Origin of the sequence: Pseudobacillus badius, assembly GCF_002189605.1 — a bacterium.
Classification (GTDB): Bacteria; Bacillota; Bacilli; order Bacillales; family Domibacillaceae; genus Pseudobacillus; species Pseudobacillus badius.
The window spans coordinates 62,091-73,548 of sequence record NZ_MWMM01000005.1 but is presented as its reverse complement, the minus strand read 5'-3'; the positions used below and the strand labels follow the sequence as shown (position 1 = coordinate 73,548).

The following is an 11,458-nucleotide window of genomic DNA, read 5'->3' as shown; positions in this document are numbered from 1 at the left end:
CAGCTGTTCACTGTGAGTGAAAAAGCGAGATTTCTATTTTTTCTGACAACCCCAAAAACAGCCGTCACTCTTTCACCTGTTTTTTTCTAAGATGTTCTCTAAATTCATCGGCTGTCCATACATAATAGTTAATAGGCGCAAATAGTTTTTTATCATTTCCATGACAAAAAGGCTGGGAACCGGCTCTCTCTCATTCATTTGTAGTAAATTTTTCCTCATATGTTTTTCATTTGGATTATACTATATGAAAAGACCGAGCAGCGAAAGGAGAACGGAATGAAACAACTATTAAAGCGGGGACTTATCATTGCCGTCGGATTATTGGCGGCTGGATGTGCAGCTGGTGAGAAAAAGCAAGCGCCAGCCAGTACGGAATTAACAGTGGCGCCTTACCCCCTCAGCGAGAAAGAGGAAGAATTGATCAGCAAAACAGGGGTCAGCCATATCGAGTTTTTCACATTAGACGGTACATTGAAGAAAGGGGAGGACATTCAGTACACCATCGTTTTGTATGAAAAAGGAAAGTTCAAGCAAAACATGCTCTTCTCCTATGGTGAGACGGAAAACAAATTTAAAGACAAACTGATTTCTTTCGGCATGCGCGATGCGGGCGGGGATCAACAGGCCACCACACTGCTGGAGGGGTCGCCAGACGGCCTGTCCTCCACAGAATTCAGTCATAAAGCAACGGGCTGGACATTCAGCTCCCTGATTCATGAAAAGGTCACATTAAAGAAAAACAAGCCCCTGTACTTGTCAGGCTGGGCCGGCACATCGAAGAGTACAATGCGGAGCCTCAACAGCGAACACGGGGAGCTTCCGGAAGGATTGAAGGAGATGGAAGTAGCCTTGTTGTACAAAATAGAATGGACGGACGCTGAATAAAGAATGGCTGAGCGCTGCTCCTGCTTTTACAAAACATTTTAAAAAGAATGAAACCTTTTTGAAAAAATTACCGTACTATCCTGTATAAGAAGGAGGAGTTTTGATGAATAACCATGAAATTGATTACAAGATTTATGGAGACGATATGCAATTTGTCGAAGTAGAGCTGGACCCAAAAGAAACCGTGATCGCTGAGGCAGGCAGCTTAATGATGATGGAGGATGGGATTGAAATGGAGACTGTCTTCGGTGACGGATCATCTAACCAGGGCAGCGGATTGATGGGGAAACTGCTTGGCGCAGGCAAACGGGTGCTAACCGGGGAAAGCTTGTTCATGACTACGTTTACGAATGAAGGACAAGGAAAGAAGCATGTTTCTTTCGCCTCTCCATACCCGGGCAAAATCATTCCGATGGACTTGAGTGCGCTAAATGGAAAAGTGATCTGTCAAAAGGATGCCTTCCTGGCAGCCGCAAAAGGCGTATCTGTCGGCATTGAGCTGCAGCGCAAACTGGGTGTCGGCTTCTTCGGCGGCGAAGGATTCATTATGCAAAAGCTTGAAGGCGATGGCATGGCATTTGTGCATGCCGGCGGAACGATCCATGAAAAAACATTGGCGCCTGGCGAAGTGCTGCGGATTGATACCGGCTGCCTGGTGGCAATGACAAGAGACGTTCATTATAATATCGAAATGGTAAAAGGTGTAAAAACAGCCTTATTCGGCGGCGAAGGACTTTTCTTGGCGACATTGCGCGGCCCGGGAACCGTGTGGGTGCAATCACTCCCATTCAGCCGTCTGGCCAGCCGTGTCTTTGCCTCTATGCCAGCGACAGGCAAAGGAAAAGACGAAAGCGGAATCGGCGGGCTGTTCAATATGTTCAGCGATAACGATTAAAGAAACACACTGGCAGCGGCTTGTAACTTCTGCAAGCCCGCCAGCGACGAAAAGGGTGTCCAGACAATGTTCCGGACACCCTTTTCACCACTTATTTTGTTCACTGCATGCCACTTTTAATAGCTTTGGCAACGGCCACTGTTCGTTTCGCCTGGTGCTTCACAGCCTCTTCCACATTTTCCTTCATTTTGCCGTCCTGATCGACTGTAACAGAGGTGCCATAAGGGTTGCCGCCAGCAGCAAACACCGCTTCTCCCGTATAGCCGGGTGCTGCGATGATCGCTCCCCAATGATACATCGTCGTATACAATTGCAAAATCGTCTGTTCCTGTCCGCCATGCGGATTTTGCGCTGACGTCATCGCGCTCACCGCCTTGTTTGCCAGCTTCCCTTTCGCCCACGCCCCTCCGGTTGTATCAATAAACTGCTTCACTTGTCCAGGGACATTTCCAAAACGGGTGGGCACACTGAACACAATGGCATCCGCCCAGACAAGATCATCAACGGTTACTTCAGGCACCTCTTTCGTTGCTTCATGGTGAGCTTTCCAGGCTGCATTTGATTCAATGGCCTCCGGCGGCGCAATCTCCGGCACCTTTAGCACTTTTACTTCAGCACCTGCAGCTTTAGCTCCTTCTTCTGCCCATCTGGCCAACTGATAATTGGTGCCTGTCGAGCTGTAATAAACAATGGCTGCTTTTACACTTTCCATTTTGCATCTCCTTTCTATCACGTATTACACATTCATTCTTCACCTGTTTTTCAATATCTATTCTCAAAGTTCCCCCTCTGACTAACAGCTAAACAGCCTCGACTCCAACGATTCAGACGAGAGCCTGACACGCTTGATTGCCAGCTTTTCTTCACGTTGAACAAATCACCTGTTCTATTTCAGTCTATAAAGGAGGGAGGATTGACAGTAAACCGGTGCCGATTAAAAGAGGAAGACCCGAAAGCCTTTGCTTTCGGGTCTTCCTTAATGAGCTTTCCGGCATAAAAGCATGTAAGAGAACACGGCCGCCAAGTGACAGCCGACCATAATGATTCCCATCGGCAAAGTAGTGCTTCCGGCGCCAATACCGGCAAGCGGCGCTGCCAGAGCGCCAAAAATATAAGGCATAAGGCCAAGAAATGCCGATGCGCTGCCAGCTGTTTGTTCCTTATTATTCATTGCTAGCGAAAAGCATGTGGTCGATACGACCCCTACGCTTGACACAGCGAACACGAGCGGAATCAGAACAGCTATTAAATGGGCTTCTATAGCGAGCATCAGCAGCATAAGGGCGCTGCCCCCAAGCGCCATCACAAGTCCGGCCTTCAGTAAAGCGGATTCGCCGATTTTCCCGGCAAGCTGACCGGTTATTTGCGTAGCAACAACAATGCCCAGGCCATTGACCGCAAAGCATAAACTAAAAGCTTGAGGTGATAATCCGAAGAAGTCCTGCAACACAAACGGCGATCCCGCTATATAAGCGAACATGGCCGCCATAACAAATCCTTGCACCAGACAATAGCCCATAAATACTTTGTCTGTCATTAATAATTTAAAAGTAGAGAGGGTTTGTTTGATCCCCCCGGCAGACTGCCGCTCCGCCGCAAGTGTTTCAGGCATGCCGGCAAATACCGCAAACAAAGTAATCGCTCCTACTATCGCAAGCACACCAAATACACCAGGCCAGGACACGAAGGAAAGCAGCTGCCCTCCGATCACCGGTGCCGCGATCGGAGCCACCCCGTTCACCAGCATCGTCAAAGCGAAGAACTTGGTCAGTTCCGATCCAGAATAAAGATCCCGAATCACCGCCCGCGAAATGACGATTCCCGCTGCGGCCGCAGTTCCTTGGACAAACCGCATCGCAATAAGTCCCCAAATGGAAGGCATGATCACACACAAAACAGAAGCGGCCGTAAAAATAACAAGCCCCGCCATCAGCGGCTTCCTTCTCCCATTCGCATCACTTAAAGGCCCCGCGACTACCTGCCCTGCCGCCAGGCCAATTAAAAAGGCGGTCAAGCTAAGCTGAGCAACAGATGCCGATGCATGTAAATCATTCGCCAAAATCGGCAAAGCCGGCAAGTACATATCCACCGATAACGGTCCAAATGCCGACAGCGAACCAAGCAATACAATCATCCATAACCGATTGGGCCGTCTCATAGCCTCTTTCTGCGGCAATGGCTTTAATGCAGATTGTTTCACCCTTTCCCCTCCTTGTCCCTATGATAACGGTTGCGCCATCTATTTTTTTCCATCATACACCATGTCGTTTCTATACACTAGCCGTCCCAACAAGGATTCATCCTTTCTGCCTAAATTTAGAATAGTGTATAATAGGAACCGATAGAAAGAGACATAGGGGATGAGAAAATGAAAACCATCGCGGATATTGCGAAGCTTGCCGGCGTAGCAAAAAGCACTGTATCCCGGTACTTAAACGGCGGTTCTGTCAGCGAACAAATGAAAAAAAGGCTCGAAGCGATTATTGAGGAAACAGGCTACACACCTAACACCTTTGCCCAAAGCTTAAAGGCAAAGAAAACCAATATGATCGGCACGATCGTCCCCGGCCTCGACTCATACGAAACGTCACAAATTCTGGCTGGCATTGACAATGAATTACGCAAGTGGAATAGCCACATGCTGGTGTCAAACACCAATCAAAATCTGGCCCGCGAGCTTGAACTTATTTATAGGCTGGCAAAGCAAAAGGTTGCCGGCATTATTTTACTGGCTACGGAAATTACAGAGGCGCACTTGCAGGCCTTTGAGGAAATCGCTATCCCTGTCCTCCTTGTCGGCCAGCAGCACGAAGAAGTGCACAGTCTCGTTCACAATGATGAAGAAGCCGGCTACGCCATCGGAAAATACATTATTGAACAGGGCCATAGGCGTCTGGCGTTTCTGGGAGTCAGCGAACAAAATATCGCCATCGGCATCAATAGAAAAGAAGGTTTTAAGCGGGCAGTAAGAGAAGCGAACGGCTGTGAAGTGCATTTTTTCGAAACCGGCTTTACGATGAAAGAAGCAGCCGAAGGCGCACTTGCGGTTTTTGAAGGCTACTTTCCTTCTGCTCTAATTTGTGCAACAGACGACATCGCCATCGGTGCGGTCAAAGCTGCCTACCAAAAGGGGATGCATGTCCCGGCTAACATCTCAGTCACCGGATTTGGCGGCTACAGCATTACCGAGATGATGAATCCCGCTTTAACAACAGTGAAGCTCCATTTCATCGAAGCCGGTGAAAAAGCTGCCCGTCACATAATCAAATTGGCCAATGGGGAAGACATCCCCAAGCTCATTTATTCAGGCTTTGAAATTATCGCAAGAGAAAGTGTCGACAAGCGCTTTGCCCCTGGCTGATTGCTATATTCATCTCATGTATAGCAGAAGAGAGGACAACTAGTTGATTAGCAAAGAGTTTCCCTCCCCTTTCAGCCAGCCGGGGCATATTTTTATCCTTCTTTTCGGAACCGGTTCCTTAATTTTGGAACAAAAATCGATTTTTTATCCATTTTTACAGAACCGGTTCCAAACACAGTCATAACAAGGCTTTTCGCGTGTACCGAATTCCTTTATTCTTTTCTCTCCTCCCCGTTATCAAGCTGGCGAACCAAACTAGCCAGGCAGCTCTTAGCGTTTGTTTAACACGATTCGACAAGTCTATTACGTTGATTTCTATTTTAAAATATTAATCACTATACCTTCCAGCAATCCTTATTCATTTTTTATGCATATATTATGAATGACAGTGCATAAAAAATGAATAAATCATACATATCCTGAACTGACTTCCAGCCGATTTGTTCGCTTTTCAGCCCTTCCTTTTGAAAAAAAACCGGGAAATAACTCGTTGTTTTCTTCAGCCAGACAACCCTTTGTGCAGATTTCCTTTTCGTTTTTTCGCAAAAAATCTTTGCGCTGAACTTATAATTCGACTTTTTTCCGCTTTTATTTTTGGCTCCTTCATCCAAAAAATAGCCGTTGGCCGTCACTGCATAGATGACGGCCAACGGCTATTTTATTCAGATGCTGTTCTCTTTAAAGGACACGAGGCTCCCTAATGAAAGGAATGATAAGAACTAAGACCATAACCATTTCTATTTTTTAAGAGGCGTCCAGAAAGCTGTTCACTGCACAGCTTTCCGGAGATTTAGTCAAATAAGGATCATTGGATCATTTCCGGCAGCACATCGGTATGTACGGGCTCAAACTCTTCAGACTATCTCGGTCTCTCCAATGAAAATATATCTCCAATCTTTGCATAGTCAGCTCCTGCTAACCGGCTGACAGCCTGTAATTCACTGTAATCAATTTTGCCATCCTTATAAACGCGCTCGTCAAAATGAAAGAACACAATTTTTCCGATCAAAAGATCGGTCGAAGGAGACTCCCCTCCTCCCAGCTCCAACGCGTGCTCCAGCACGCATTCCATACGGATACGGGCTTCCTTCACACCAGGGACAGAGATTTTTTCGCTCTTTTCTAACGTTAAACGGGCCCGTTCAATTTCGCTTTCATCAGGCGGAAGTGCCGCGGCTGTCTCATTGACTTTCTCGACATTGCTTTCATCCACAATATGAACGACAAACTCCTTAAATTGAACCGCATTGCGGGCTGTATCCTTTTGCTTTGTTCCCGTTCTTTGAACAGCAAGAGAGAGAAGCGGCGGATTGGCCGACACAATATTAAAATAACTGAATGGCGCGCCATTAATTTCTCCGCTCTCCGTTTTTGTTGTCACAAATGCAATCGGCCTGGGGATAATGCTCCCAATTAACAACTTGTAATTCTCTTTTACGCTATTGGCTGCTGGATCAACTGAAATCAAGCTCTTCACTCCCTGTCCTATTTTTAAAACATTATTTTTTTTCTGACTGGCGGTTGACTCTGCCGTTACGTCATACTTTATATTACATCTATAGGGGAGGCAATCAGGAATGACGATGAAAATTAAAGAAGTCGCTGATATTGCAGGCATCAGCGTGCGCACACTGCACTATTATGATCAGATTGGCTTGCTGCGCCCGACTAGCACCACCGAAGCAGGCTATCGATTGTATACGGATGAAGATCTCGAAGCCCTGCAGCAAATTTTATTTTTCAAAGAGCTTGGCTTCCCGCTGAAGAAAATCAAAGAAATTATTGAAAGTCCCTCATTTAACCGCCAGGAAGCACTGGAGCTCCATCAAAAAATGCTGCTTGAAAAACGGCGGCGGCTCGACCAAATGATCGCTACAGTAGCGAAAACCATTCAACATATGAAAGGAGACATTCACATGACGAACAAAGAAAAATTTGCAGGCTTTGACTTTAGCCAAAATCCTTTTGAACAGGAGGCGCGGGAACGCTGGGGAAATGAAGCGGTAGAGGCATCAAACGCTAAGCTGGCGAGCCTGTCCAAAGACGAAAAAGACGGCTTCGCTGAGGAAATGAATGCGCTCTATGCGAGGCTTGCGGCTTTGCGCCACACTTCTCCTCACTCCGATGAAGCACAAGCGGCTATTAAAGAATGGTATGTGCTTTTAAATCGAATGGGGAACTATTCTCTCGATGCCTTTAAAGGATTGGGACAGCTGTATATCAGCGACGAACGCTTCACAAAGAATATTGACCAGTTCGGTGAAGGACTTGCGCAGTTTATGTGCGAGGCAATGAGCATTTACACAGACGCTCATAAGAAATAGGCTATATGCGAAGAGCGCAGCATCCAGACCGGTGCTGCGCTGCTTTTATGGATACTCTCCCTTTAGCGATTGAACAACCGGCCGAAAAATCCTTTTCGTTCTCTGGCTTCCGGCTCAGGGGAAGGCTCCTCGGCAATGGCAGCGGCAGCTTCTCCTGACCCTGCCATTTGTGCTAATAGGCCTTTCTGTCCCGCCTCCTTTATCCAGCTTGGAAATTCATTCAAGAGCGCATCGTACAGTTCGTCATCTGAGATTTTATCAATTTCCTCAATGTGAATGAAATGAGCGTTATCTGTCACTCGCCCTTCCAGCTCATCCAGCTTTTTCAGGAAATCGAAGTTGCCATTCCCAACACCGACAAATTGCCAAAATAAAGGCTTGTCTGCTGAACTTTCAATCAGTGACTTAATATTTTTCCGGCAGCCGCCGTCATTAATGAAGACGATAAAAGCCGGCTCTTCCGCTGGATCTTCCTGTAAATACTTTGTTAATACATCTTTCATAACCGGCAATTCATCATTTCTTCCAAATTTATGAACAGCCTCGTTTTGCAAAATCTTCCGGTCTACATATCCTTCGAAATCCTTCTCTGTCACCGGGTCAAGCCGGGAAAATTCGTTGTCATATACCCAAATATCAAGCATCCCGTCGTCATCGAATTCCGTCGCTACAGCTAAAATCCGTTCCACTACTTTCTGGACGGTTCCACTTTTATAAAGCGTTCTCATGGAGCCGGTAATATCGAGTACTAAACCGACACGGGCTTTTACCGCTGTTAATTGCTTTTTTTCAAGAACAACTTTCAAACTCTTTTTTTGCAAATCAATGGTTCCCATTTCGCTTCTCCACCTTTCAATTTGTCATTTCTGCTATAATTGTACAGAATATTCCAGATGATGAAAACGAATAGTTTTTATAAAAGAAGGAACATTTGCTATCGCGCTGAAAAATTGTTTAAATAATAATTGTATGTTTTAGGGTGAAACTATTTTATAAAAGGCGGTAAAAACATTGATTACCACAAAACCATATCGAGTTTTATTATATTACCATTATGTTTCGATAGATCATCCGGAAGAATATGCAGCTCAGCACTTGCAACTTTGCCAAGAGCTTGGGCTGAAGGGGCGCATCTTAGTTTCTGATGAAGGGATTAACGGCACCGTATCCGGCACAGTGGAACAAACGGAAAAGTACATGATCGAGATGAAGAAAGATCCCCGCTTCGCTGACATGGTATACAAAATTGACGAAGCGGAAGGCCATGCATTTAAAAAAATGCACGTGCGTCCGAAAAAGGAGCTTGTCACTTTACGGCTCGAAGACGATGTTAATCCGTTAGAGCTTACCGGCAAATACCTGGAACCTAAAGAGTTTTTTGAGCGGATGCAGCAGGAGGACACGGTGATTCTGGATGCCCGCAATGACTATGAATATGACCTCGGGCATTTTCGCGGAGCTATCAAGCCGGACATTAAAAGCTTCAGGGAGCTGCCGGACTGGGTGCGCGAAAATAAAGAAAAGCTGGAGGGCAAGAAAATTTTAACGTATTGCACCGGGGGCGTCCGCTGTGAGAAGTTTTCCGGCTGGCTGCTAAAGGAAGGGTTTGAAGACGTGTCCCAGCTGCACGGCGGCATTGTCACGTACGGCAAAGACCCTGATGTTCAAGGTGAATTATGGGACGGGCAATGCTATGTATTTGATGAGCGCATCAGTGTTCCTGTCAATCAGAAAGAGCATGTCATTGTCGGCCGGGATTACTTTTCCGGCGAGCCGTGCGAACGCTATGTAAACTGTGCCAACCCGGAATGCAACAAAAAGATTTTGACCTCAGAAGAAAATGAACATAACTATTTGCGCAGCTGTTCCCATGAATGCCGCGTGCATCCGCGAAATAGATACGTGGCTGAACATGGAATTTCTGAAGAAGAGTGGCAGGAAAGAGCCAAACAGCTCCAGAAGCAGCAATAAATCCAGAAAGACCCCTTCCATTTTTTGAAGGGGTCTTTTGTGAATACTCACTTTTCTGCTTACAATTCTATATTCTTTGTAAAATGTTTTTCCGAAATAACATCTATAAAAATGATAGAGCCTGATTAGCCGCTCACTTTCAGAAGTAAACCTTTACTGCTCTTATTCAATGCTTCATGATGAATATAAAGAAACGGGAATTTCTTTTACCCCGCGGACAATCATTCCCGGCCTCCACTCTAATTCAGCTGGATCGATACTTAACTTCATTGCCGGAAAACGCCGCATCAAGCTGCTAATGGCAATCTCTCCTTCCATTCGGGCCAGCGGGGCGCCAAGACAGTGATGAATTCCTGTACCAAACGCCAAATGCGGACTCTTCTCCCTCGTAATATCGAGCAGGTCAGGGTTCTCAAACTGCAAAGGATCATGGTTAGCAGAATTAAGGGCAACAATGACGATGTCGCCTCTTTTCATCGCCTTCCCCTTGAATTCAAAATCTTCTCCTGCCCAGCGGGAGGTGCTGAATTCAACCGGACCCTCAAAGCGCAGCAGTTCTTCAATAGCCGACTGAATCAGCTCTGGATGGCTCTGCAGCTTCTTGAATTGATCAGGATGCTGCAAAAGAGAAAGCATGCCATTCCCAATTAAGTTCACCGTCGTTTCATGGCCGGCGATAATAAGCAGCGAGACCACGCCATACAATTCTCTTTCCGTCAGTTGATCGCCCTTCTCCTCTGCTTGAATAAGCTGACTGATTAAATCATCCCCTGGATTCTCCTGGGTTTTGGCAAACCAGTCGCCGAGGTACCCGGTAAATTCATTCATATGTTCATAAATCCGCTCCGCATTTTCACCGTTTGACCCTTCGATTAAGGAGTTGGACCAAATCCGGAACTTATCGCGGTCTGCCGATGGAACGCCAAGCATTTCACAAATAACGATAATTGGCAGCGGAAAAGCAACGTCATCAATTAAGTTCATGTGCGGCCTTTCAGCTGCCTTCTCCAAAAGCTCATCAGTAATCTCTTGAATGCGCCCTCTCATGCCTGCAATCATCTTCGGTGTAAACGCCTTTTGAACAAGCCCGCGCAGCCGTTTATGATCAGGCGGATCAGAAAAAAGCATATTTTCAGTAAACACGCTGCGATGGCCCATTTGGTCGCCAAACAGCTTGGAAAAGTCCTTGATCATCCGCTGGTCTTTTAAAGCCTCTACTGCTGCTTCATACGTGGTAATCATCCATCCGCGCTGCCCGTCAGGCAAAGTTATCGGGTATACGGGATCTGTTTCTCTTAGTTTTTCATAGGCAGGGTAGGGATTTTTCGCGAATTCCTTTGTAAATAGAGCCAAACCGCCATTGTTTTCAGAATCATTCATCGGTGAGAAACCTGCTCCCTCCACAATAAATTTCAGTTTTTACAGAAAATAACTGATTTCCTAAAGAATAACACAATCAGGGGAACCGATCCAAACGTAAAGATTGAACAGCCGACTGATTATTACTATAGCGAAAAAACAAAAAACTTTGCCATTGAAGACAAAGTTTCCGCATCTAATTAATAGGCTCTTCGGCGTATTTCCATCACAAGCAAAACAGCTGCCGCTACAAACACAATCATCGCAACTATTACAGCCGCCGTTGAAATAGTAGACATAAATACGATCAAACTAGCCGCTTGCAGGAATGCAACCGTCAGTCCGACCATAAATCCCGTCTTGTCCTTTTTGCGGCCGGCTACAAACATTTGCAGAGTAATCAGGTTCATGAGAAGAAACAGGCCAATCAGCTTCATAAAGGAAACAGAAAAGATACCGGCATCGGCCTCTGCGCCGTACAATATAAATGCCGCAATCGGGAGAGCAGACAGATTCGTAACAAGAAACGCCAGCCCCCACACAATCCAAAACCACACTTTATTCATGACAAAACTCCTCTTTTTATGCTGCCAGGGATAAAACTCCTCTTGCTTATTTTGAATTATTTACCGGTAAGACTCAATAGTTAAGTATGGAAATATT

11 protein-coding genes are annotated in these 11,458 nt (G+C 46.0%); 5 read left to right on the top strand and 6 right to left on the bottom strand.

All coding sequences use genetic code 11. The features are described from left to right. The first annotated feature begins 276 nt into the window (after nt 1-276). Nucleotides 277-885, top strand: a complete 609-nt coding sequence (locus tag B1A98_RS10995) for a hypothetical protein (protein ID WP_063385955.1) — start codon at nt 277-279, stop codon at nt 883-885. A 103-nt stretch (nt 886-988) separates the two neighbouring features. After that, nucleotides 989-1,780, top strand: a complete 792-nt coding sequence (locus B1A98_RS10990) for a TIGR00266 family protein (RefSeq protein WP_041100560.1) — start codon at nt 989-991, stop codon at nt 1,778-1,780. A 100-nt stretch (nt 1,781-1,880) separates the two neighbouring features. Here the strand turns inward: B1A98_RS10990 and wrbA are convergent, their stop codons facing one another. Further along, nucleotides 1,881-2,492, bottom strand: a complete 612-nt coding sequence (gene wrbA / locus B1A98_RS10985) for an NAD(P)H:quinone oxidoreductase (protein ID WP_063385954.1) — start codon at nt 2,490-2,492, stop codon at nt 1,881-1,883. A gap of 264 nt (nt 2,493-2,756) precedes the next feature. Next, nucleotides 2,757-3,938, bottom strand: a complete 1,182-nt coding sequence (locus B1A98_RS10980) for a multidrug effflux MFS transporter (protein ID WP_063386019.1) — start codon at nt 3,936-3,938, stop codon at nt 2,757-2,759. A 210-nt stretch (nt 3,939-4,148) separates the two neighbouring features. On the opposite strand from B1A98_RS10980, the gene B1A98_RS10975 reads away from it, so the two are divergent. Then, the gene (locus B1A98_RS10975) at nt 4,149-5,141 is read left to right on the top strand and encodes a LacI family DNA-binding transcriptional regulator (protein WP_063385953.1); all 993 of its coding nucleotides are present in this window, start codon (nt 4,149-4,151) and stop codon (nt 5,139-5,141) included. 859 nt (nt 5,142-6,000) lie between these two features. On the opposite strand, the gene B1A98_RS10965 is transcribed toward B1A98_RS10975, so the two are convergent. Continuing rightward, nucleotides 6,001-6,609 carry a flavin reductase family protein gene (locus tag B1A98_RS10965; protein WP_063385951.1) on the bottom strand — a complete coding sequence of 203 codons (609 nt, stop codon included), beginning with the start codon at nt 6,607-6,609 and terminating at the stop codon, nt 6,001-6,003. A 109-nt stretch (nt 6,610-6,718) separates the two neighbouring features. Here B1A98_RS10965 and B1A98_RS10960 point away from each other — a divergent pair, with 109 nt between their 5' ends. Continuing rightward, on the top strand, nt 6,719-7,465 hold the full coding sequence (locus tag B1A98_RS10960; protein ID WP_063385950.1) for a MerR family transcriptional regulator: 747 nt from the start codon (nt 6,719-6,721) through the stop codon (nt 7,463-7,465). Between the two features lie 62 nt (nt 7,466-7,527). On the opposite strand, the gene B1A98_RS10955 is transcribed toward B1A98_RS10960, so the two are convergent. After that, entirely contained in the window at nt 7,528-8,301 is a 774-nt protein-coding gene (locus B1A98_RS10955; RefSeq protein WP_063385949.1) for a vWA domain-containing protein, read from the bottom strand. Between the two features lie 175 nt (nt 8,302-8,476). Here B1A98_RS10955 and trhO point away from each other — a divergent pair, with 175 nt between their 5' ends. Next, nucleotides 8,477-9,436, top strand: a complete 960-nt coding sequence (trhO, locus tag B1A98_RS10950) for an oxygen-dependent tRNA uridine(34) hydroxylase TrhO (RefSeq protein ID WP_063385948.1) — start codon at nt 8,477-8,479, stop codon at nt 9,434-9,436. A gap of 174 nt (nt 9,437-9,610) precedes the next feature. On the opposite strand, the gene B1A98_RS10945 is transcribed toward trhO, so the two are convergent. Both B1A98_RS10945 and B1A98_RS10940 read right to left on the bottom strand, forming a co-directional pair. Beyond that, nucleotides 9,611-10,816 (bottom strand): cytochrome P450 family protein, encoded by a 1,206-nt coding sequence (locus B1A98_RS10945; protein ID WP_063385947.1) that lies wholly within the window; start codon nt 10,814-10,816, stop codon nt 9,611-9,613. Between the two features lie 179 nt (nt 10,817-10,995). Next, a complete protein-coding gene (locus tag B1A98_RS10940; RefSeq protein WP_063385946.1) occupies nt 10,996-11,361 on the bottom strand; it encodes a hypothetical protein in 366 nt (121 codons plus the stop codon). Nucleotides 11,362-11,458: the final 97 nt, after the last annotated feature.